We start from the raw sequence: 20,198 nt of genomic DNA, 5'->3' as shown, positions 1-20,198 counted from the left end.
GTGGGCGTGTGGTAGTGCCCCGATACCTGATCGGGGTCACCGATGACGTTTTTCACCGCTGCCGGGGGCTCATGGGCGGGTTAGGGCCTGTCCGGCGGGTCAGGGTCGGATGGGCCGCGGCGTCTGGTGCGGTGCATCGCAAGGCGCCGGAGCGCCTCGATAGCGGAGCTATTGGGGCGTTTCGGCAACGCGGCGAGGTGCCGTGCCAGGCGTCGCGGCCCCGGCCATGACCCGCCGGACAGGCCCTACGGGGTACACGAGGGCGGTCGCGAGGGCGGCGAGTCCCTCGGCGCGGCCGGTGAGGCCGAGTCCGTCCGTGGTGGTGCCGGAGACGGAGACGGGGGCGCCCGCCGCCTCGCTCAGCGCCTTCTGCGCCTCGTCGCGCCGCTTGCCGACCTTGGGGCGGACGCCGACGACCTGCACGGCGATGTTCCCGATCTCGTACCCCTCGGCCCGGACGATCCGGGCGGCCTCGGCGAGCAGGGTGACGCCGGAGGCGCCGGACCACTCGGGGCGCGAGGTGCCGAAGTGGGCGCCGAGGTCGCCGATGCCGGCGGCGGAGAAGAGCGCGTCGCAGGCGGCGTGGGCGGCGACGTCACCGTCGGAGTGCCCGGCGAGCCCGTACCCGTCACTGTCGGAGTCTTCCCAGAGCAGGCCGGCACACCACAGCTCGCGGCCCTTCTCGAAGGCGTGGACGTCGGTGCCGATGCCGGTACGGGGAATCAGGGGGAAATCAGAAGCCATCGTTGGCCCTCCTGCGGGCGAGTACGGCCTCGGCGAGGACGAGGTCGAGGGGGCGGGTCACCTTGAAGGCCTCTTCGTGGCCTGGCACGACGACGACGGGCGCGCCGAGCTTCTCGACCATGCCGGCGTCGTCGGTGGCGCCCTCGCCGGTGAGGGCGACGGTGGCGTGGGCGTTGACCAGGGTGTCGTGGTCGAAGCCCTGCGGGGTCTGGACGGCGCGGAGGCGGGCGCGGACCGGGGTGGCGACGACCTGCTCGGGGTCGCCGGGCTTCTCGGCCGGCTCGACCTCCTTGACGGTGTCGGCGACGGGCAGCGCGGGAACGACGGCGACGGCCCCGTCCCGTACGGCCTCGATGACGGCGTCCACGGTCTCGACGGGGACCAGGGGGCGGGCCGCGTCGTGGACGAGGACGGTGGTGACGCCCTCGGGGAGCGCCTTGAGGCCGAGGTGGACGGACTCCTGGCGGGTGTCGCCGCCGGGGACGACGAGGTAGTCGGTCCGCTCGGGCAGGGCGTGGGCGTCGAGGAGGTTCTTGACCTCGGCGGCGCCGTCGGAGGGCGCGACCACGACGACGAGCGAGACCGCGCGGGAGGCGGCCATCGCGCGGACGGCGTGGATGAGCATGGGGGTGCCGTTCAGCGCGCGGAGCGCCTTGGGGGCGCCCGGGCCGAGGCGTACGCCCCGCCCTGCGGCCGGGATCACCACGGCGGTACGACTGGGACGCACTTCGTCTGACATCGGTTGCACTCCGGCAGGTTTGTTTCCGCGGCCGACATGGGTATGGCCTCACCGTGCCGGACGCACCGCCTTGACCGGGCCCTTTCCGTGACGACGGTCGAGGCGTGGCCGCGTGGGCACAGGGGTTCGGGCGTAGAGAAGTTCAGGGGGTGCGGGTTACTTCAGCGGTGCGGTGACGCGTACGCCCCGCAAACGTACGCGAACATGAGACGCACGCGAACATGCCGCAGCGCCCGACGGCAGCACTGTGTGGATCACAGCACGCCAGCGGGCACCGCGGCATCGCTTCACTGCTTCACTTGGGCACGCGGCCTCAGGACGCGAGGACCTCGTCGAGGAGAGCCTCGGCCTTGTCCTCGTTCGTGTTCTCCGCGAGGGCCAGCTCGCTCACCAGGATCTGACGAGCCTTGGCGAGCATGCGCTTCTCACCTGCGGAAAGTCCGCGCTCGCGCTCACGACGCCACAGGTCGCGCACCACTTCGGCGACCTTGATGACATCGCCGGAGGCGAGCTTCTCGAGATTTGCCTTGTAGCGACGGGACCAGTTCGTCGGCTCTTCGGCGTACGGTGCACGCAGCACCTCGAAGACCCGGTCCAGCCCGTCCTGACCGACCACATCGCGAACACCGACGAACTCCGCATTGTCCGCCGGCACACGAACCGTCAGGTCGCCTTGCGCGACCTTGAGCACCAAGTAGGTCTTGTCCACGCCTTTGATCTGGCGAGTTTCGATGGCCTCGATCAGCGCGGCCCCGTGATGGGGATAGACCACGGTGTCGCCAACCTTGAACGTCATGTGACAGGTACCCCTTCCGTGGCTATCCAGGGTAACACGGATTCGGCTTCTTCTGAATGGCGTTTTCGCAGGTCAGGGCATATCTCGGGGCTTGACAACGGTGACACGAACGTGCTGCGGAGGGCTTCCGGAAGGCGGTATTCGCAGGTCGGAGCGGCTACATGGACGGAGAGAAACGCGCACGTTACACACACCTGGAGGCCCCCGAGGGAGGGGTGATGTCCGGTTTTGTCGGGTTCGGAGTGGCCTTCTTCGCCTAGTCCGTTCGAGGATCGGCCACTCGTACGGATGCATGCCGGGGTGATTCCCGAAATTGATCAATGGACATCAAGCGACATCGGTACGGGATTTTTCCGAGGTCCGTCTCGGGGGAATGCGGGGCCGCCGCCGAATTGATCAAGGCGGTTATGTGAACAACAGGTCAATGGGTCGTGATCCGGCCACGCGGGGTGACGTCCGAGGAGTGCGCGGCGCGCGACGGGAGGGGCGATGCGGCAGGTCCGGGGGACGGCTGTGACCGGTTAGGGGCGGGTCGGGTGCGGGACGCGGAGTGAGGCTCGGTAACCTAAGCGCGCTGACACACCTTTAGCTGTCCCTTAGTTCCACGCCTGTCCGTACGTCCTAGGAGATGCCGCCGCCGTGAGCCGCAGCCTTCGACGCGGCGCCCTCGCCGCCACCGCCATCGTGTTCTCCGTCGCCGCGCTGTCCGCCTGTGGTGCGGGCAACGACGCGCAGACGCTGGAGGTGCGGCCGGACAACGCCGCCGTCACGGTGGACGACGTCAAGATCCAGAACGCGCTGGTCATCACCCAGCCGCTGCCCGGCACCAAGGGCCCGGCCGCCGTCTCCGCCACCGTCTTCAACAACGGCGGCCTGCCGCAGACCATCGACGCGATCCGCCTGCCCGGCACGGCCGCCGTCGTGAAGCTGAAGGCCGCCGAGGGCGCCGGCCCGATCGTCGTCCCGGCCCACGGCTCCGTCGTCATCGGCGGCGAGGGCAACGCCTCCGCCATGATCGAGAACGGCTCCGAGGCCGCCCGTGACGGCGACGCGCAGAAGGTCGTCTTCAAGCTCAGCAAGACCGGCGACGTCAGCCTGAGCGCCTTCGTCGTCCCGTCGAAGAGCTACTTCAAGGAGTACGGCCCGACGGTCGTCCCGGCCCTCCCGGCGGAGGCGGCGACCGCCTCCCCGACCGCCTCCACGTCGCCCTCGGGCGAGGCCTCGCACGGCGCGGAGACCCCGGCCTCGGGCGAGCCGACGACGGCCGGCCACTGACGCCAGGCAGTCCTACGTGAAAGGGCGCCCCCTCAGGGGGGCGCCCCTTCACGCATTCACAGCTGCTGCCGACCGTTACGGCTCTTCACAGCTCTTCACAGCTTTACGGCTCTTTACGGCTCGAACTTGTAGCCCAGGCCGCGGACCGTCACCAGGTACCGGGGCGCGCCCGGGTCCGGCTCGATCTTGGCGCGGAGGCGCTTGACGTGGACGTCGAGGGTCTTGGTGTCGCCGACGTAGTCCGCGCCCCAGACCCGGTCGATGAGCTGCATACGGGTCAGCACGCGGCCCGCGTTGCGCAGCAGCATCTCCAGGAGGTCGAACTCCTTGAGCGGCAGGTCGACCTTGCCGCCGGAGACCGTCACCACGTGGCGGTCGACGTCCATGCGGACCGGGCCGGCCTCCAGGGCCGCCGGGGTGACCTCCTCCGGCTCGCCGCGACGACGCAGCACCGCGCGGATGCGGGCGACCAGCTCCCGCGAGGAGAAGGGCTTGGTCACGTAGTCGTCGGCTCCTATCTCCAGGCCGACGACCTTGTCGATCTCGCTGTCCTTGGCGGTCACCATGATCACCGGGACGTTCGAGCGGCCGCGCAGCTGGCGGCACACCTCGGTACCGGGCAGGCCCGGAAGCATCAGGTCGAGGAGGACGAGGTCGGCTCCGTTGCGCTCGAACTCGTCGAGGCCGTCGGGCCCGGTCGCCGCGACGGCGACCTCGAAGCCCTCCTTGCGGAGCATGTACGACAGGGCGTCGCTGAAGGATTCCTCATCCTCGACGACGAGCACTCGGGTCACGGAAGGACCTCCGGGGCGGGAAGCGGTTCGGTCATGAGATCTGGGGTGGAGGACGAGGCGGGCCGGCGGTCCCGTACGGCGCCCGCCTCGGGCAGCCGCAGGGTGAAGGTGGAGCCCTGGCCCTCGGTGCTCCAGACGGTGACCTCCCCGCCGTGCGAGGCGGCCACGTGCTTGACGATGGCCAGGCCGAGGCCCGTACCGCCGGTGGCACGGGAGCGTGCCGGGTCGACGCGGTAGAAGCGCTCGAAGACGCGCTCCTTGTCCTTGTCCGGGATGCCGATGCCCTGGTCGGTCACGGCTATCTCGATCACGTCGCCGGCGGGCGCGGCGACACGGCGGGCGGCGATGCCCACCCGCGTACGGGCCGGTGAGTAGTTGACGGCGTTCTCGACGAGGTTGCCGAGGGCCGCGGCGAGCTGGCCCCGACTCCCCCACACGTACAGATCGGCGGCGCCCCCGGAGACCATGGTGATCTGCTTGGTGGAGGCCGGCTGCCGGGAGCGGTCGATCGCCTCGGCGACGAGCTCGTCCACGGAGACCGGCTCGGAGTCCTCCAGCGGGTCGTCGTTCTGCACGCGGGAGAGGTCGATGAGCTCCTGTACGAGGTTGGTGAGGCGGGTCGCCTCGATCTGCATCCGGCCGGCGAAGCGGGTGACCGCCTCGGGGTCGTCCGAGGCGTCCATGACCGCCTCGGAGAGCAGGGAGAGTGCGCCGACGGGAGTCTTGAGCTCATGGCTCACGTTGGCGACGAAGTCGCGCCGTACCGCTTCGATACGACGGGCCTCGGTGAGGTCCTCGACCAGGAGCAGCACGAGCCGCGAGCCCAGCGGGGCGACCCGGGCGGAGACGGCGAGGGCCTCGCCGCGTCCGGTGCCGCGCCGGGCCAGGTCCAGCTCGACCTGCCGTATCTCCCCGTCGCGGCGGGTGTCACGGGCCATGTTGAGCATGGGTTCGATGGCCAGCTTGCCGCCCCGGACCAGGCCGAGCGCGTACGCCGCCGAGCTGGCCTTCACCACGGAGTCGCTCTCGTCGAGGACGACCGCGGAGGAGCGCAGCACGGACAGCACGGTGTCGACGCCGGGCGGGAGCACGGCGTCGGTGTGCAGCGAGGTACGGGTCGGTCGCGCCTGGTCGCGTTCGCTCCAGCGGAACGCCAGCATGGCGATCACGCCGGTGCACACGCCGGCGATCGCTGCCAATGCGGCGACCGCCGCGTTCACGTCCATGCCTCCAAGGTTATGCGGGTGCGCAGACACTCTCCCAGCCGTCCGAGTGGCTGCTCGAACAGTCGTCGCCCAGAGTTCACCGTGGAGATGCGGGTGGTTCATTTGCCCCGGGGGCCGGGGTGGCGCGTGTCGCCCAGAGTTCACCTGGGGGAAAGTGCCGGTTCACATCAGGGGGTGGAACCGGACGCGTAGGGGGCCGAACGTGGGAACGTGGGGGTCCGAGCCCCACCCGGACCCCGGAGTTTTGCGTAGAGAGGGACATCCATGCGGGACGCGTACCACGAGGAACTGGACTCGATCGGCGAGGGCCTGGTCGAGATGGCCCGGCTCGTCGGGTCGGCGATCGGGCGCGCCACGACGGCGATGCTCGACGCGGATCTCAAGCTCGCGGAGAGCGTGATCGCGGCGGACCAGAAGGTCGACGACCTCCAGCACGATCTGGAGGCGCGGGCGATAGCGCTGCTCGCCCGGCAGCAGCCAGTGGCGACGGACCTGCGGATCGTGGTGACCTCGCTGCGGATGAGCGCCGACCTGGAGCGCTCCGGCGACCTGGCGCAGCACGTGGCGAAGCTGGCGCGGCTGCGGTTCCCGGACACCGCGGTGCCGCGTGACCTGCACGCGACCATCCTGGAGATGGGTCAGCTGGCGCAGCGCCTGATGGCGAAGGCGGCCGAGGTCATCATCACGAAGGACGTCGACCTGGCGCTCCAGCTGGAGCAGGACGACGACGAGATGGACCTGCTGCACCGGACGCTCTTCCAGCACCTGATGGACGACCGCTGGAAGCACGGCATCGAGACGGCCGTGGACGTGACGCTGCTCGGCCGGTACTACGAGCGGTTCGCGGACCACGCGGTGTCGGTGGCGAAGCGTGTCGTGTACCTGGTGACGGGTGAGCACGCGGACGAGCTGCAGGCGGCCGACGCGCCGGTGGAGGGCGCATAGGCGCACGGGCTCCGATGCGCCGTTGATGCGCCGGTCCGGGTGGGCATGCAATGGGGGGAGGCGACAGTCGCCTCGAAAGGGAGGGACCCCATGGCCGAATCCCCCATGACGACGGACTCCGCGGCGGAGTCACCGCGTGAGGCGGTGTTCCTGCCCGTGCTCGGCGCCTGCGGCTGCGGCTCGGGCTGCGGCTGCGGCTGCCAGTCGGGCGGTTCATGCCAGTGCGGCGGCTGCTCGGGCTGACCGGTGAGGGGGTGGGGTGCGGTGTCCGCACCCCACCCCCTTCCCCTTTATATGTCGAGGACGCCGACGGTCTGGCCGCCGCTGACCTCACCGGTCGTACGGAATCCCAGCCGCTCGTAGAAGGCGCCGGGCCCGTCCTCGCCGGGCTCCCAGGTCACGTGGAAGCGCCGCTCGCCGCGTCGGCGCAGCTCGTCGCGTACGGCCTCGACGGCGAAGCGTCCGTACCCCTTGCCCTGTGCGTCGGCGGAGATGTTGAGCCGCCAGAGGCCGCTGCGCCGGTCGTCCGGGTCCTCCTCCTCGTTCCACGGGATGTCGAGGAAGGCCATCAGGAAGCCGACGAGTTCGTCGCCGTCGAAGATCAGCCGCGGCCAGGCGTTGTCCCCGAAGGCGTACGCCTCCGCGAGGGACTTCACGACGGGGGCGACGTTGCGCTCCTGATGGGGGTGGACGCGCAGGGCGAGTGCGGCGTCGACAGTGGCGGGGGTGACCCGCTCCAAGCGGAGTGACGTGCTCATGTTCTGGACAGTAACGATTGGTCGTGATCTCCGCCCGCGTTTATCGGGCGGACCCAGAATGACGCTCATGACGCCCACGACGCCCACGCTTCGGCCGCGCCGCACGCTCCTGACCGCCGTCGTCGCCCTCACCGCGCTGCTGCCGGCGCTCGCCGGCTGCACCGTCCCGGTCGCGGGCTTCACCGGTGTCACCGTGACCGCCGAGGGGGAGCCGCTGGGCGTGATCCTCGTGTGCCACGACCAGGTCGACGCGGCGGTGCTGTACCCGGACGAGCCGGTCACCGACCCGGACGCGGAGGCCACGGCGGACGCCGAGGAACCGGAGTACACGGACGGCTGGACCGCGGCCGTACCCGTCACCGGATACGCGACCTGGCCCCTGACCACCCCGCCCGGCTTCGACACCGCCACCAACTTCTGGACCCCCGACGCACCCCCGCACGCGCTGAAGCCGGGTCAGCTCTACACCCTCTACGGCGCGACCCGGGACAGCTCGTGGGCGACGGGCCATCACTCCTTCACCCTGGCGGACCTGAAGAAGCTCACGCCGGACCAGGTCTCGTACTCGGTCGGCGACACGGTCCGGACGACGACGGTGGCGGACTTCCGCGCGCACGCGTGCGAGGAGTTCTGAGCGGAAGCCCGCCGGGGCACGCTACGGCCGGGCGCGCTGCGGCCGTAGCGCTACGGGCGGCGCGCTGCGGCCGGTGCACTACGGGCGGCGCGCTACGGCCGGTGCACTACGACCGGCGCGCTACGGCCGGAAGAAGATCACCGAACGCAGCTTCAGCCGCTCGGTGGCCGGCCGGCCGTGGGGCCGGAGGGTCCAGGAGTCACCGGAGCAGTCGGTCTCGGTGAAGACCATCGCGTACTCGTCCGTGTCGTTGTGCGGCGCGAAGGCGGGCTCGGAGGCGTTCGGGTCGGCGGCCTCGGGGATCGTGAGGCACTCGCCGCTCGCCGGGTCCTGCAGCGTGGCCCGCTGTGTGTCGCCGCTGATGCCGACGAACGCGTAGCTGAAGTCGCCGGTGGCGGCGTGGGCGGGGGAGGCCAGGGCGGCGGTGAGGGCGAGGGCGCCGCAGACGGCGGCGACGGAGTGGCGGAGACGCACGGGGTTCTCGTTTCGGTGAAGACGACCAAGGTCACCCCACCCCTAACCCCGCGCTCCGCCCCGTAAGCGGCGCACCGCAGACGGAAGGATTCGCCCTCACCCGACCGGCCCACAGGGGCCCTACGGAGTGAAGACCTCTTCAAGGCGGTGGATCGCGCCGTCGTCCCCGGTCTCGTACCGGAAGACGAGCCCCGAGTCGGGGTGGGCGTTCACCCAGTCGATCAGCTCCTGCACGCCGATCCGCTGGTTCTCGGTGCTGGTGACGATGGGGTTGGTGGCGGTGACGTACGCGGCCTGGTCGAGGGCCCAGCGGCTCTCCTCGCCGGTGACGACGAACGGCCCTCCGTCGGAGTCGGGCGACCCGCAGCCCCAGGCGCCGTGCTGGACGACGAGGTTGACCTTCCCGGTGCTGCCGTCGAGCTCCTCGATCCGGTAGAGCGCGAACTCGTCGGGGTCGACGTCGTCGGGCCCCGGAGCCGAGTCGACACAGCCGGCGGGGGCGGGCGCGGCGGTGGGCTTCGGCTTGGGCGCGGACGTCTTCGGGGCGGAGGTCTTCGGGGCCGAGGGCTTCTTCACGGTGGGCACGGCGCTCGGAACATCGGCCGACCCGGGAGCGGCGCTGCTCGCCGCGGGAGCGCTCGGCGCGCTCGGCGTGCTCGGCGTGCTCGGCGTGCTCGGCGCGGCGGGCGCGGCGGGCGCGGCGGGCGCGGCGGCGGAACCCTTGTCCTGGCATCCGGTGAGCACGGCGGTCAGCGCGACGGCGGCGAGCGCGAGAGCAGCGGGTCTGAGACGGTCGGCGTTCATCGGGAAGTCCCCCTCTTCACGGGCGACCACCGCGGCCGCACCCCTGCCCCGGAACGTAGCAACGCCCCCACCACCGCGAAAGCGCGTGACCTGCCCTGTCACACATCTGGAACCCCCACAGGACACCACCCGAACAAGACGAAGCCCCCAACCCACCGGAAATCCGGCGGACAGGGGGCTCCTTGAGGCGCGGAGACTACTTCTTGCCCTGGTTCTTGCTCCGACCCTCGCCCTCCCACGGCCCAGACACGGCCCGGCGGCCGGCTACTTCTGTTTCTTCTTCGTCTTACGCTTCTGAACTTCGTAGGAGGACCACTCACCGCGGTGACGGTCGCACCTGGAGGCTCCGATCATGGCAAGGCGCTGACACCGAGTCCCCTTCTGCGTGAGCGCTCCGCACTTGGACTGCGTTCGAGCCACTACTCCCCCTGGTGTCATCAGACGGACAGACCAGCCGAGTGTGTCGAGCGCTCCTGGCTCTGCGGAAGGCGCATGCGGGCGCATGCCTCTTGCCCATGGAGGCACTGGGGCGCACGAGAGCTGAGAACACCGATCGGTCATGGGAGGTCACACAGGCTGCCGGGGAGCGTATGGGGTCAGCCTGGAACGCTGCCGGTTGTTGAGGTCGGTGGTCCGCCGGTGGACCGTGCGCGTATCGGTCAGAAGGGAGGTTCGAGATCGCCGCGGCCATCGCTGTGTGGCCCCCAGTCCCAGGGCTCCTCCCGGAAAGGTTCAGGATCGGGGACGTCGTGGCCCCATGCTTTGAGTGCCTTCCGGGCAACGCGCCGGTTGGGGTCGTCACTGCTGGTGTCCAGGATGTGGCGCGCGTGCACGGCGAGGTGATCGCGGTGCTCGGCGAGCGCGGGGTGCTCGGCGAGGATAAGCGCGGCGAGGACGGCGGCTTCGCGCACGTCCTCGTGGCTGTCCTGCAGGAAGGGCGCGACGGCCCGATAAAGCATCGTGCGCAGGTCTCGGAAGGCCGCCACGGCGGTGTCGTGGGTGAGGAAGCCAGGGAAGTACTGCTCGGTGCGGCCAACAATCTCGTCGGAGGCGTCGTAGGCCGTGGAAACCAGCCAGCTCAGCAGCGTCGCGCGGATGGGGACGTTGCGATAGGGCCGGAGGGTCATGGCCGCCGGGTGGGTGAGGATGCCGGCGACATACATAGCGACGGGGGCGGTGGCTTCGTAGATGGTGTTCTGGTGGCCGACCAGCTCACCCAGCTCCGACAAAGCGGTGACCTGAACCTTGGGATCGGGCTCCAACAGCCGCGCCAGGACTCCGGGAAGGTCCTCACCGTTCCCGAAAGCCGTCTGGAGCGAACCCCAATCAGTCTCCGCCAGGACTACCTGGTAGGGCGGCAAGTCAGCCTCGCGGGGCGCCCCGGCGTTGGAACGGCTGTGGTTCACAGGCCAAACCTAGACCAGACTTCTGACGCGATTCCTTTCCGGGTCAACTCGGTCTGCGGTCCTGCCGTAGGCGGCTGATCGGGCACGCATGGGGCACGGCTCGGGGTGCCGATCCGGCCTGACGTTGAGGGTGTACGCGCACCTCATGCCGAGCAGTGCGAGAGCACACCCGAAAAGCCGTGGCTGACGTCTTCCGGGGCACATACGCTTCCCCGTCACTGAAGAACCGGGGGACGAAATGGCTGACGCGGACGTCACCGAGTACTTCACGCTGATCTGCGACGACCCGTCCTACGCCGTCGTCCTCCTCGACTGCGGGCCGCGCGAGATGGACGTGGTGCGGGCCGTGCGTGAGGTGACCGGGCTGAGCCTCTGGCACAGCAGAGTGCTGACGAAGCGGGCCCCGGTCGCTGTCCTTGAGGACCGGCCCCAGGACATGGCCGACGACGCGGTCGCGGTGCTCCGGAGCGTCGGCGCCCTAGCAGAAGCGCGGCAGGAGCAGGATCCCGGACGTCCCGCGGCCCCGACTCTCTGACGGCCCACAAACGGCCCACGGGTACGAAGAAGCCCCCTCCCAGCGGAGAAACCGCAGGTCGGGGGCTCTTTCGTGGCTAAGGGCTACTTCTTGCCCTGGTTCTTGACGGCCTCGATGGCGGCCGCCGCGGCGTCCGGGTCGAGGTAGGTGCCGCCGGGGTTGAGGGGCTTGAAGTTCTCGTCCAGCTCGTAGGACAGCGGGATGCCCGTCGGGATGTTGAGGCCCGCGATGTCGGCGTCCGAGATGCCGTCCAGGTGCTTCACCAGGGCGCGGAGGCTGTTGCCGTGGGCGGCGATCAGGACCGTGCGGCCGGCGAGGAGGTCCGGGACGATGTTGTCGTACCAGTACGGGAGCATCCGCTCGACGACGTCCTTGAGGCACTCGGTCTGCGGGCGCAGCTCCGGCGGGATCGTCTGGTAGCGGGCGTCGTGGGCCTGCGAGTACTCGCTGTCGTCCGAGAGCGCCGGCGGCGGGGTGTCGTACGAGCGGCGCCACAGCATGAACTGCTCCTCGCCGAACTCGGCGAGGGTCTGCGCCTTGTCCTTGCCCTGGAGGGCGCCGTAGTGGCGCTCGTTCAGGCGCCACGAGCGGCTGACCGGGATCCAGTGGCGGTCGGCGGCCTCGAGGGCGAGCTGCGCGGTGCGGATGGCGCGCTTCTGGAGGGAGGTGTGGAGCACGTCGGGCAGCAGGCCGGCGTCCTTGAGCAGCTCGCCGCCGCGCGTCGCCTCCTTCTCGCCCTTGGCGGTGAGGTTCACGTCCACCCATCCGGTGAACAGATTCTTCTCGTTCCACTCGCTCTCGCCGTGGCGGAGGAGGATCAGCTTGTACGGTGCGTCGGCCATGCGTACGAGCCTAATCGACCGCTGACGATTGACGCGCGTCGTCAATTCGCTGGCGTCCGACGTATGAGATGCGTAAGTTACGAGAGCCGGAAGCAGGGCTTACGCACCACAGGGGGGCCGCCACACATGTCCATCGATTCGCTCAGACGATCAGCCCGCGAGACGGTCTCCGGCCTCCCCCCGGGTTTCTGGTGGCTCTGGCTGTCCACCCTGGTCAACCGGACCGGCGCCTTCGTCCTGACCTTCCTCTCCCTCTACCTGACCGTGGAGCTCGGGCACTCCGCCTGGTTCGCCGGACTCGTCGTCGCCCTCCACGGTCTCGGCGGTGTCGCCGGATCCCCGCTCGGCGGTCTGCTCACCGACCGCTGGGGCCGCCGCCCCACCATGGTCACCATGCACCTCGCGGCCGCCGGCTGTGCCGCCGCCCTCTCCGTCGTCACCAGTGCCTGGGGCATCGCCGCCGTCGTGCTCCTCATGGGCGTCGCGATGCAGGCCGTCCGCCCCTCCATCAACGCGACCATCGCCGACATGGTCCCCGCCCACGACGTGCGCCGGGCGTACGCCCTCAACTACTGGGCCCTCAACCTCGGCTTCGCCATCGCCTCCATCGGCGGCGGCGCCGCCGCCTTTCTCGGTTACCGCACCCTCTTCGTCGTCGACGCCGTCGCCACCACCCTCTGCGCCGTCATCGTCTTCCTCCGCCTCCCCGAGACCCGTCCCGAGGCCCGTGTCGGCAAGGCGGGCACGCCGGTCGTCGAGGAGAAGGTCAGCATGCTGACCGTGCTGCGCGACGCGCCCTTCCGCACGCTCGTCCTCCTCAACCTCCTCGTCTGCCTCGTCTTCACCGCCCCCTGGATCGGCCTGCCGCTCACCATGGCGAACCAGGGACTCTCCCCCTCCTCGTACGGCGTCGTCATCGCCGTCAACGGCATCGTGATCGTCGGCTTCCAGCTGCTCGTCAACAAGCTGACCGACAAGCGCTCCCCCGTCGTCCTCCTCACCCTCTCCGCCCTCCTCTTCGCCGTGGGCACCGGCGCCACCGCCCTCGCCGGCTCCCCCGTCGCCTTCGCCGCGACCGTGGTCGTCTGGACGGTCGGCGAGATGATCCACGTCCCGACGAACGCCGCCGCCACCGCCCGCCTCGCCCCCGAGCACGCCCGGGGCCGCTACCAGGGCGTGATGGGCATGTCCTGGGCGGTCGCCGGCTTCGTCGCCCCGATCGGCGCCGGCGCGATCGTCAGCGGGCCCGGGCCGGATGTGCTGTGGGCCGCGACGACGGCGATCGGTGCGATCGCCGCGGTCGGGTACTTCGTCCGCCTCCGGAAGGCCCTCGCCGACGAGTCCGGGGCGGCCGACGCGACCGGCGAGATCGGAGAGAGCGGAGAGAGCGGCGGAGGCACCCCCGTCGTCCCCGCCGCCGAACCTGTTACCGCCGAGGGCGCCTCGTCCTCCTCCGTCAGCGCCTGACCCCCTCCGGGCCGTCGTAGGCCGCCCACCGCACTGGCGCGAAACCCCTCCCGTCCCTGCGTACTTCCGCCGCTCCCGCCCCGGCGAAGTGCGCGGGGACGACCAGTTCCCGCTCGTCCGCCGCCCGTTCGAGGATCCGCCGGCGACTCGCCGCCGCACCCGCCGGATCCAGGCAGAAGCAGCTGGAGCAGCCGGGGGCGGCGAACTGCACCGGGCTGTGGAGGAGATCGCCGACGAAGACCGCGCGGTCGGTCCCCGAGGCGAGCCGCAGCACGCCGGAGCCGGGCGTGTGGCCGGGCGCGGACTCCAGGACGAGGTTCTCGTCGATGCGGTGCGACCCGTCCCAGAGCGTGACGAGCCCGGCGCGGTGCACGGGCGCCACGCTGTCCTCGTAGATCAGCCGGTCCTCCTCCTGGAGGCCGCCGCCGTACGCGTTCCCCGGGCCGAAGTGGGCATCGTCGGCGGCCGGCACGAGGTACTCGGCGTTCGGGAAGGCCGGCGCCCACTCCCCTCCCGCGTCGTACGTGTTCCAGCCGACGTGATCCGCGTGCAGATGGGTGTTCACGACGACGTCGACGTCCTCCGGGCGGATCCCGGCCCGCTCCAGGCGGCCGAGGAAACCGTCCTGCCGGTGGTGGAAGTGCGGCGAGTGCGGGCGCTCGCGCCCGTCGCCCACCCCCGTGTCGACCAGGACCGTCCGGCCCCCGCTGCGCAGCACCCAGCTCTGCAGCGCCATGACCGTGCTGTCGGCGTCCGGCGTCCAGTGGTCGGGCGCCAGCCACTCCTCGTTGTCCTTCCACAGCTCGGCCCCGGCGTCCGGGACGAGGGTGCCGGGCGGGCCGAACGGGCCCTGCCACTCCACGATCCGGACGATCTCGACGTCCCCCAGGACGATGCTCTGTGCGCTCTCGTTCGTCATGCCGTCGACGGTACGGAGGGGAGAGTGAGCCTCTCAATGCGTGATCGGCTCGTTCGGATACGCGGAAGGCTCACACGTCGGGAGTACGCTGCCGCCCCATGGACGTGGTGAGCGACGCGATCTCGACCGTACGTGCCGGGCAGCCATCCTCCGACCGGGTCAGGGTCGGCGGCCGCTGGTGCGCGCGGCTCGATCCGTACGACGGGGCGGGCTTCCACGTCGTCCTGCGCGGCAGCTGCTGGCTGCTGCCCGACGGCGGGGAGCCGGTCGCCCTCCGCGCCGGGGACGCGGTGCTGCTCCCGCACGGCACCGGGCACGTCATCGCCGACGCGCCCGCCGACGCGGAGCGGGTGGCGCGGGCGGTGCCCTTCGACCGGTGGGCCGACGGGACCCTGCCGCACCCTCCCCGTACCGAACCCGGCGAACCCGGCGAACCCGAGGTCGAGATGGTCTGCGGCAAGTACCGGCTCGACCGCAGCCACGTCCACCCGCTCCTCGCCGAGCTCCCGCCGCTCGTCCACCTGCCGGACCGGGCCGGCGGGCGGCCCGAGCTCCGCGCCGCGATCACCCTGCTCGGCGGCGAGCTGGACGAGCGGCGCCCCGGCGCCTGTGTCGCCCTGCCCAGCCTGCTCGACCTGCTGCTCGTCTACATGATCCGGTCCTGGCTGGCCGAGAGCACCGCCGGAGTCTGGCCGGCGGTCCTCGGGGACCCGGTGACCGCCGCCGCGCTGCGCGCGCTGCACTCCGACCCGGCCGCGCCGTGGACCGTCGACCGGCTCGCGGCCGAGGCGGGCGTCTCCCGGCCCACCCTCGCCCGCCGCTTCACCGCTCTCGTGGGCCGGCCCCCGATGGCGTACCTCACCTGGTGGCGGCTGACCCTCGCCGCCACCCTGCTCAGGGACACCGGCGACCCGCTGGCCGCCGTCGCCCGCCACGTCGGCTACGCCTCGCCGTACGCCCTGTCCCACGCCTTCCGCCGCGAGTTCGGCACGACACCGGGTCGGTACCGGAACGCCACCGTCACTCCGGGCTGAGCGCCCGCTGGGCCTCGTACAGGTTCCCGGGGCGGACAGTGTCCGAGGTGCCGTACGCCTCTGCGCGCGCGTGGAGGTCGCCCGTGAAGTCGGGGACGTCGGTCTGGTCGAACTCGCGGACCTCGCTGATGCCGACCGTGGCGCTGTACGGGGCGATGGTGTCGATCTTCACCAGGCCGGCCCGGCCGTTGGTGACCGTCACGTTCCAGTGGGTGAACCGGGCCCCGTAGAGCGGACCGGCGGAGGCGTCGCCGCCGTGGCGGCCGTTGTTCTCGACGGTGATCTCGGTGCGGACGTTGGCGAAGGGCATCCCCCGGTGGGTGTCGAAGGTGCCCATCTCCATGACCCCGCGCGACCAGACGTTGTGGCTGGACAGGCCCTCGACGTTGATGCCGTGGAGCTGGGTGCCGGCCGGCGCGGGGACGGTACGGGCGGCGATGCGGAAGTCCTCGACGAGGTTGTCGTGCGCCCCTTCCCGGCAGAAGTACGGGTGGTGGGAGCCGCGCCCCTCCACGCGCGTGCGGCGCAGGGTGCAGGCGGAGGCGGCGACGAGCCCGAAGCCGTTGTCGACGTGGCGGACGACCACGTCCTCCGCCCAGCAGTCGTACGCGCACTGGAAAGTGACGCCGTTGTAGCCCTTGTCGAGAAGGTGCGGGGACTGCGCGGCCGGCGGCGCTTCCAGGGTCAGACCGGCCACCCCCGCGTCGGTCAGCGGCTCGGCCCCCGAGATCAGTCGGGGGTCCCACTCCGGGCGGAGGTCCAGGGGCAGGGGGCGTTCGAGGGTGACCTCGCGGCCCCGGACCCCTGTGATCCGTACGGGCCACTCGTAGGGGACGTAGCTCGTCAGCTTCGTCTTGTCGTCCCAGGTGTACGCCTCCGGGCCAGGCCCGCCGCCCGCCATGTGCTCCAGGAGGGTGTGACCGGCGTCGTCGGCGAGGCGGAGGACGACCAGCCGGCCGCGCCGGAGCGCCGACGGGTCCTCGACCATGACGCAGCGGTCGCCCCGGCGGGCCGGGCGGACGGCGGTGAGCGTGGTCCACTCGTCGCGGCGGTTCCCGGTCCAGCCCTCGAAGGGCCAGGCCCGGTCGCGTATCGCGGCGGTGAGGGAGGCGTGCCGGGCGTGCGGGGAGAGCCAGATGAGGCCGCCGGCCCAGGACCAGGAGGACTTGTCGCCGCCGTAGCGGGAGCCGTACGGGCCGATCAGCTCGGTCAGGTTCCGGGTGGCGAGCAGGGTCGTACGGCCGGAGCCCGCGCCGCGCAGGACCACCCCGCTGTGGCCGATCCGGAGGTAGTCGTCGATCCGGTACGTCCCCGGCGGCAGCAGGACCGTTCCGCCGCCGCGCTCCCCCGCCTGCGCGAGAGCCCGGTTGATCGCGGGGGCGGAGTCCTGGGAGGCGTCCGGGGTCGCCCCGTAGGTGACGGCGTTCGCCACGACCGGGGGCCGGGGCGCACGGCGGGCACCCGCGTGGGCGCCGGCCCGGCCCACGTAGGGGATCTGGGGGTGGGTGTAGGGGGCGGCCTCGAACTCCCGCCAAAGTGCGGTGGGTTCAGTCGGTCCGGTGGGTTCAGTCAGTCCGGTGAGTTCGGTCGGTCCGGTGGGTTCGGTCGGTCCGGTGGAGGGGGCGAATCCCGCCGTGCCCGTCGCCGCCACGACCGCCACCGCGCCGCCGACGAACTGCCTTCTGCTGAGTGCCATGAACCTGAGCCCTTCACATATATGAACGGTGTTCAGATCTGCGTCGGGCGTGAGCATGGCAGCAGAAGGCCCCTACCGGAAGGGGTCAGGTCAGGGACTTCCGAGCGGGCTACCGCGTCGGCTACTTCGTCGGCTTCTGCGTCAGGTTCTTGAACGCGTCCAGGTTGCGGGTCGACTCGCCGCGCGAGACCCGCCACTCGTACTCCCGCCGGATCGCCGACGCGAAGCCCAGCTCCAGGAGGGTGTTGAAGTCACCGTCCGCCGCCTCCAGGACCGAGCCGAGCAGCCGGTCCAGCTCCTCCGGGGTGACGGCGGCCAGCGGAAGCTTGCCGGCGAGGTAGACGTCGCCGAGGGCGTCGACCGCGTAACTCACCCCGTACAGCTTGAGGTTGCGCTCCAGGAGCCAGCGGTGGACCCCCGCCTCGTTCTCGTCGGGGTGCCGGATGACGAAGGCGTTGAGGGAGACGGAGTGGCGGCCCACCCGCAGCGACAGGGTGGTGAACAGCTTCCGCGTGCCCGGGAGCTTCACGACGTACGAGCCGGGCTCCGGGGACTCCCAGTCCAGCTCCGCGTCCTTGAACGTGTCCTCGACGATCCGCCGGACGACCTCGGTCTCAGCCATGGTGCGAGCGTACGCGACGGCGGTTCTCCCGCAGCCGGTGGTCGTGCATCGCGGCCGTGTACACGTCCGCCGTGCCCGAGGCCGCCGTGTCCCAGCCGAAGGAGCCGGCGTGCAGCGCCGCCGCCTCGCCCATCCGCGCCGACAGCGACGGGTCCGCCACGAAGCGGCCGAGCGCCCGGGCGTAGTCCGCCGGGTCGTGCCCCTGCACGAGGAAACCGGTCACCTCGTCCCGTACGGCCACGGGCAGACCGCCGACCGCCGCCGCGACGACCGGGGTGCCCGCCGCCTGCGCCTCGATCGCGACCAGGCCGAAGGACTCGCTGTACGAGGGCATGACGAGCACGCTGGCCGCGCGGAACCAGTCCGCGAGACGGTCCTGCCCCACCGGCGGGTGGAAACGCACGACGTCCGAGATCCCCAGCCTGGCGGCGAGCTTCTGCAGCTGCTCCGGCTTGGCCAGGCCACTGCCGCTCGGGCCGCCGACCACCGGGACGACCATCCGGCCGCGGAGCGAGGGATCCTGCTCCAGGAGCCGCGCGGCGGCGCTGAGCAGGATGTCCGGGGCCTTCAGCGGCTGTATCCGGCCGGCGAAGACCGGTATGAACGCGTCCTGCGGCAGGCCGAGCCGGGCGCGGGCGGCCGCGCGGCCGTCGGCGGGGCGGAAGTGGTCGAGGTTGACGCCCGGGTGCACCACCGCGATCTTGCCGGGGTCCGCCTCGTAGAAACGGGCCAGCTCGTCGGCCTCCTCGGCCGTGTTCGCGATCAGCCGGTCGGCGGCCGCGACGATCTGCGTCTCGCCGATCACCCGGGCCGCGGGCTCGGGCGTGTCGCCCTCGGCGAGCGCCGCGTTCTTGACCTTCGCCATGGTGTGCATGGCGTGCACGAGTGGGACGCCCCAGCGCTCGGCGGCCAGCCAGCCGACGTGGCCGGAGAGCCAGTAGTGGGAGTGGACCAGGTCGTAGTGGCCGGGGCGGTGACCCGCCCACGCCTGCATCACGCCGTGCGTGAAGGCGCAGAGCTGCGCCGGCAGCTCCTCCTTCGCCAGACCCTCGTACGGGCCCGCGTCCACATGGCGTACGAGCACCCCCGGGGTGAGCTCCACGACCGGGGGGAGACCGCCGGTCGTGGCCCGGGTGAAGATCTCCACCTCGATGTCGATGGCGGCGAGTCGTTTCGCCAGCTCGACGATGTAGACGTTCATGCCGCCCGCGTCGCCCGTGCCGGGCTGGTGCAGCGGCGAGGTGTGGACGCTGAGCATGGCCACGCGCCGGGGGGTGCGGTGCCGGCCGGGGAGCCGGAGCCTGGCCGGCGCCGGGTGCCGGTGCCGGGTGCCGGCGAACCGGGACACGTACTGGCTCACGTCGGCGGTCCTTCCGCTCGGGGGTGGCTGAGCTGGGCGGCTGAGCCCGTCGGGCATGACTGCTGGAGGGCGTGGGACGTCCTCACGGCGTCACAACACCGGAATCCCCCCTTTCATTTCCGGTGGCGACGCCGCTTTGCCAATTCGTTGCCGGGGCCACCGGCCGGAGGAAGGCCGGAGGAGTACCGGAAGAGGGCCGGAGGAGCACCCCTGCCGCCGGGGCGCGGCCGCCTTTCGCACCCCTGCCTGCCGGGGCGGGGCCGCCTATCTCACCCCTTACGCTCATGACATGGCCCCGCGCACCACCCGCCCCGTCGGCACCCCGACCCGCGGGACCACCAACCCGAACCGGCTGCGCCGCATGGACCGCTGGATCGCCGCCGTCCACGGCCCCGCCCTGCGCCGCTCCCCCGAGCCGCCGCTCGCCGTCGACCTCGGGTACGGGGCCGCCCCCTGGACCGCTGTGGAGCTCCTGGCCCGGCTCCGCACCGCCGATCCCCGCACCCTCCTGTACGGGATCGAGATCGAGCCCGCCCGCGTCGAGGCCGCGAAGCCGTACGAGGCGGCGCACGAGGGCCTCGCCTTCCTGCACGGCGGCTTCGAGGTGCCGGTCCCCGGCCGGGTCGCCCTGATCCGGGCCGCGAACGTGCTGCGCCAGTACGACGAGGACCAGGTCGCCGCCGTCTGGGCGCGGCTCCGCGGGCGGCTCGCGCCCGGCGGGCTGCTGGTGGAGGGCACCTGCGACGAGATCGGGCGCCGGCACGTGTGGGTGGCGCTCGACGCGGACGGGCCGCGCACGGTGACCTTCGCGACCCGGCTCGGCTCGCTCGACCGGCCTTCGGACCTCGCGGAACGGCTTCCGAAGGCGCTGATCCACCGGAACGTGCCGGGCGAGCCGGTGCACGCCTTCCTGCGGGACTTCGACCGGGCATGGGCGGCGGCCGCCCCGTACGCCTCCCTGGGCGCCCGGCAGCGGTGGATCCGCTCCGTCCGCGACCTGGCGGCGGACTGGCCGCTGACGGACGGTCCGCGCCGGTGGCGCCAGGGCGAGGTGACGGTGCGGTGGGAGGCGCTGGCGCCGAGGACCTGACGGCGTGTCGGCCGGATCTTTCCCCCGGTTTCCGTAAC

Annotated in this window: 22 protein-coding genes; 8 read left to right on the top strand and 14 right to left on the bottom strand. The window is 71.6% G+C overall.

Features of this window, described 5'->3' with window-relative positions:
* Window positions 1-168: 168 nt before the first annotated feature.
* From ispF to AC07AW_RS36500, 3 genes are all read right to left on the bottom strand, one after another.
* Window positions 169-744 carry a 2-C-methyl-D-erythritol 2,4-cyclodiphosphate synthase gene (gene ispF, locus AC07AW_RS36510; RefSeq protein ID WP_478819758.1) on the bottom strand — a complete coding sequence of 192 codons (576 nt, stop codon included), beginning with the start codon at window positions 742-744 and terminating at the stop codon, window positions 169-171.
* Window positions 734-1,483, bottom strand: a complete 750-nt coding sequence (gene ispD, locus AC07AW_RS36505; RefSeq protein ID WP_478819757.1) for a 2-C-methyl-D-erythritol 4-phosphate cytidylyltransferase — start codon at window positions 1,481-1,483, stop codon at window positions 734-736. Before ispD ends, ispF begins: the two co-directional genes overlap by 11 nt.
* 313 nt (window positions 1,484-1,796) lie before the next feature.
* Entirely contained in the window at window positions 1,797-2,279 is a 483-nt protein-coding gene (locus AC07AW_RS36500; protein WP_003953493.1) for a CarD family transcriptional regulator, read from the bottom strand.
* Window positions 2,280-2,918: 639 nt separating this feature from the next.
* On the opposite strand from AC07AW_RS36500, the gene AC07AW_RS36495 reads away from it, so the two are divergent.
* Window positions 2,919-3,554 (top strand): DUF461 domain-containing protein, encoded by a 636-nt coding sequence (locus AC07AW_RS36495; RefSeq protein WP_478819756.1) that lies wholly within the window; start codon window positions 2,919-2,921, stop codon window positions 3,552-3,554.
* A 113-nt stretch (window positions 3,555-3,667) separates the two neighbouring features.
* Here the strand turns inward: AC07AW_RS36495 and phoP are convergent, their stop codons facing one another.
* Both phoP and phoR read right to left on the bottom strand, forming a co-directional pair.
* A complete protein-coding gene (gene phoP / locus AC07AW_RS36490) occupies window positions 3,668-4,339 on the bottom strand; it encodes a two-component system response regulator PhoP (RefSeq protein WP_465270246.1) in 672 nt (223 codons plus the stop codon).
* Window positions 4,340-4,344: 5 nt separating this feature from the next.
* Window positions 4,345-5,574, bottom strand: coding sequence for a two-component system sensor histidine kinase PhoR (gene phoR / locus AC07AW_RS36485; protein WP_478819755.1), 1,230 nt, complete (start codon window positions 5,572-5,574; stop codon window positions 4,345-4,347).
* Between the two features lie 264 nt (window positions 5,575-5,838).
* Between phoR and phoU the strand changes: the two genes are divergently transcribed.
* Together phoU and AC07AW_RS36475 are read left to right on the top strand one after the other, a co-directional pair.
* Window positions 5,839-6,519: a phosphate signaling complex protein PhoU gene (phoU, locus tag AC07AW_RS36480; protein ID WP_041130440.1), complete on the top strand. Its 681-nt coding sequence runs from the start codon at window positions 5,839-5,841 to the stop codon at window positions 6,517-6,519.
* A 90-nt stretch (window positions 6,520-6,609) separates the two neighbouring features.
* Window positions 6,610-6,762 carry a hypothetical protein gene (locus tag AC07AW_RS36475; RefSeq protein ID WP_478819754.1) on the top strand — a complete coding sequence of 51 codons (153 nt, stop codon included), beginning with the start codon at window positions 6,610-6,612 and terminating at the stop codon, window positions 6,760-6,762.
* 47 nt (window positions 6,763-6,809) lie between these two features.
* Here the strand turns inward: AC07AW_RS36475 and AC07AW_RS36470 are convergent, their stop codons facing one another.
* A complete protein-coding gene (locus AC07AW_RS36470) occupies window positions 6,810-7,277 on the bottom strand; it encodes a GNAT family N-acetyltransferase (protein ID WP_478819753.1) in 468 nt (155 codons plus the stop codon).
* A gap of 67 nt (window positions 7,278-7,344) precedes the next feature.
* Between AC07AW_RS36470 and AC07AW_RS36465 the strand changes: the two genes are divergently transcribed.
* The gene (locus AC07AW_RS36465; protein ID WP_478819752.1) at window positions 7,345-7,911 is read left to right on the top strand and encodes a hypothetical protein; all 567 of its coding nucleotides are present in this window, start codon (window positions 7,345-7,347) and stop codon (window positions 7,909-7,911) included.
* 120 nt (window positions 7,912-8,031) lie between these two features.
* On the opposite strand, the gene AC07AW_RS36460 is transcribed toward AC07AW_RS36465, so the two are convergent.
* The 3 genes from AC07AW_RS36460 to AC07AW_RS36450 all read right to left on the bottom strand — a co-directional run bounded on the left by AC07AW_RS36460 (window position 8,032) and on the right by AC07AW_RS36450 (window position 10,595).
* Complete coding sequence (locus tag AC07AW_RS36460) at window positions 8,032-8,385, bottom strand: hypothetical protein (RefSeq protein ID WP_478819751.1); 354 nt, start codon at window positions 8,383-8,385, stop codon at window positions 8,032-8,034.
* Window positions 8,386-8,505: 120 nt separating this feature from the next.
* The gene (locus AC07AW_RS36455; RefSeq protein ID WP_478819750.1) at window positions 8,506-9,189 is read right to left on the bottom strand and encodes a hypothetical protein; all 684 of its coding nucleotides are present in this window, start codon (window positions 9,187-9,189) and stop codon (window positions 8,506-8,508) included.
* A gap of 659 nt (window positions 9,190-9,848) precedes the next feature.
* Window positions 9,849-10,595, bottom strand: a complete 747-nt coding sequence (locus AC07AW_RS36450) for a hypothetical protein (RefSeq protein ID WP_478819749.1) — start codon at window positions 10,593-10,595, stop codon at window positions 9,849-9,851.
* 238 nt (window positions 10,596-10,833) lie between these two features.
* Here AC07AW_RS36450 and AC07AW_RS36445 point away from each other — a divergent pair, with 238 nt between their 5' ends.
* On the top strand, window positions 10,834-11,130 hold the full coding sequence (locus AC07AW_RS36445) for a ribosomal protein L7/L12 (protein ID WP_478819748.1): 297 nt from the start codon (window positions 10,834-10,836) through the stop codon (window positions 11,128-11,130).
* A gap of 83 nt (window positions 11,131-11,213) precedes the next feature.
* On the opposite strand, the gene AC07AW_RS36440 is transcribed toward AC07AW_RS36445, so the two are convergent.
* Complete coding sequence (locus AC07AW_RS36440) at window positions 11,214-11,972, bottom strand: phosphoglyceromutase (protein ID WP_478819747.1); 759 nt, start codon at window positions 11,970-11,972, stop codon at window positions 11,214-11,216.
* Between the two features lie 126 nt (window positions 11,973-12,098).
* On the opposite strand from AC07AW_RS36440, the gene AC07AW_RS36435 reads away from it, so the two are divergent.
* The gene (locus AC07AW_RS36435) at window positions 12,099-13,439 is read left to right on the top strand and encodes an MDR family MFS transporter (RefSeq protein ID WP_478819746.1); all 1,341 of its coding nucleotides are present in this window, start codon (window positions 12,099-12,101) and stop codon (window positions 13,437-13,439) included.
* On the opposite strand, the gene AC07AW_RS36430 is transcribed toward AC07AW_RS36435, so the two are convergent.
* Window positions 13,429-14,358, bottom strand: coding sequence for an MBL fold metallo-hydrolase (locus AC07AW_RS36430; protein ID WP_478819745.1), 930 nt, complete (start codon window positions 14,356-14,358; stop codon window positions 13,429-13,431). The two genes, AC07AW_RS36435 and AC07AW_RS36430, sit on opposite strands and share 11 nt — an antisense overlap.
* Before the next feature lie 98 nt (window positions 14,359-14,456).
* Here AC07AW_RS36430 and AC07AW_RS36425 point away from each other — a divergent pair, with 98 nt between their 5' ends.
* On the top strand, window positions 14,457-15,392 hold the full coding sequence (locus AC07AW_RS36425) for an AraC family transcriptional regulator (protein ID WP_478819744.1): 936 nt from the start codon (window positions 14,457-14,459) through the stop codon (window positions 15,390-15,392).
* On the opposite strand, the gene AC07AW_RS36420 is transcribed toward AC07AW_RS36425, so the two are convergent.
* From AC07AW_RS36420 to mshA, 3 genes are all read right to left on the bottom strand, one after another.
* Window positions 15,379-17,088, bottom strand: a complete 1,710-nt coding sequence (locus AC07AW_RS36420; protein WP_478819743.1) for a glycosyl hydrolase family 28-related protein — start codon at window positions 17,086-17,088, stop codon at window positions 15,379-15,381. The genes AC07AW_RS36425 and AC07AW_RS36420 overlap by 14 nt on opposite strands.
* A 121-nt stretch (window positions 17,089-17,209) precedes the next feature.
* Window positions 17,210-17,710 carry a type III secretion system chaperone family protein gene (locus tag AC07AW_RS36415; protein WP_478819742.1) on the bottom strand — a complete coding sequence of 167 codons (501 nt, stop codon included), beginning with the start codon at window positions 17,708-17,710 and terminating at the stop codon, window positions 17,210-17,212.
* Entirely contained in the window at window positions 17,703-19,070 is a 1,368-nt protein-coding gene (mshA, locus tag AC07AW_RS36410; protein ID WP_478819741.1) for a D-inositol-3-phosphate glycosyltransferase, read from the bottom strand. Before mshA ends, AC07AW_RS36415 begins: the two co-directional genes overlap by 8 nt.
* 289 nt (window positions 19,071-19,359) lie before the next feature.
* Here mshA and AC07AW_RS36405 point away from each other — a divergent pair, with 289 nt between their 5' ends.
* Window positions 19,360-20,160, top strand: coding sequence for a class I SAM-dependent methyltransferase (locus AC07AW_RS36405; RefSeq protein ID WP_478819740.1), 801 nt, complete (start codon window positions 19,360-19,362; stop codon window positions 20,158-20,160).
* Window positions 20,161-20,198 lie beyond the last annotated feature (38 nt).

This window comes from Streptomyces sp. NPDC044003 (assembly GCF_056435185.1).
The sequence above is the reverse complement of the archived record's forward strand: the minus strand, read 5'-3'. Positions and strand labels throughout refer to the sequence as shown.

Bases quoted from the DNA above. Each gene is read 5' to 3' on its own strand.
- ispF (WP_478819758.1), bottom strand. From the start codon at position 744: ATGGCTTCTGATTTCCCCCTGATTCCCCGTACCGGCATCGGCACCGAC.
- ispD (WP_478819757.1), bottom strand. From the start codon at position 1,483: ATGTCAGACGAAGTGCGTCCCAGTCGTACCGCCGTGGTGATCCCGGCC.
- AC07AW_RS36500 (WP_003953493.1), bottom strand. From the start codon at position 2,279: ATGACGTTCAAGGTTGGCGACACCGTGGTCTATCCCCATCACGGGGCC.
- phoR (WP_478819755.1), bottom strand. From the start codon at position 5,574: ATGGACGTGAACGCGGCGGTCGCCGCATTGGCAGCGATCGCCGGCGTG.
- phoU (WP_041130440.1), top strand. From the start codon at position 5,839: ATGCGGGACGCGTACCACGAGGAACTGGACTCGATCGGCGAGGGCCTG.
- AC07AW_RS36475 (WP_478819754.1), top strand. From the start codon at position 6,610: ATGGCCGAATCCCCCATGACGACGGACTCCGCGGCGGAGTCACCGCGT.
- AC07AW_RS36470 (WP_478819753.1), bottom strand. From the start codon at position 7,277: ATGAGCACGTCACTCCGCTTGGAGCGGGTCACCCCCGCCACTGTCGAC.
- AC07AW_RS36465 (WP_478819752.1), top strand. From the start codon at position 7,345: ATGACGCCCACGACGCCCACGCTTCGGCCGCGCCGCACGCTCCTGACC.
- AC07AW_RS36455 (WP_478819750.1), bottom strand. From the start codon at position 9,189: ATGAACGCCGACCGTCTCAGACCCGCTGCTCTCGCGCTCGCCGCCGTC.
- AC07AW_RS36445 (WP_478819748.1), top strand. From the start codon at position 10,834: ATGGCTGACGCGGACGTCACCGAGTACTTCACGCTGATCTGCGACGAC.
- AC07AW_RS36440 (WP_478819747.1), bottom strand. From the start codon at position 11,972: ATGGCCGACGCACCGTACAAGCTGATCCTCCTCCGCCACGGCGAGAGC.
- AC07AW_RS36435 (WP_478819746.1), top strand. From the start codon at position 12,099: ATGTCCATCGATTCGCTCAGACGATCAGCCCGCGAGACGGTCTCCGGC.
- AC07AW_RS36430 (WP_478819745.1), bottom strand. From the start codon at position 14,358: ATGACGAACGAGAGCGCACAGAGCATCGTCCTGGGGGACGTCGAGATC.
- AC07AW_RS36425 (WP_478819744.1), top strand. From the start codon at position 14,457: ATGGACGTGGTGAGCGACGCGATCTCGACCGTACGTGCCGGGCAGCCA.
- AC07AW_RS36420 (WP_478819743.1), bottom strand. From the start codon at position 17,088: ATGGCACTCAGCAGAAGGCAGTTCGTCGGCGGCGCGGTGGCGGTCGTG.
- AC07AW_RS36415 (WP_478819742.1), bottom strand. From the start codon at position 17,710: ATGGCTGAGACCGAGGTCGTCCGGCGGATCGTCGAGGACACGTTCAAG.
- AC07AW_RS36405 (WP_478819740.1), top strand. From the start codon at position 19,360: ATGGCCCCGCGCACCACCCGCCCCGTCGGCACCCCGACCCGCGGGACC.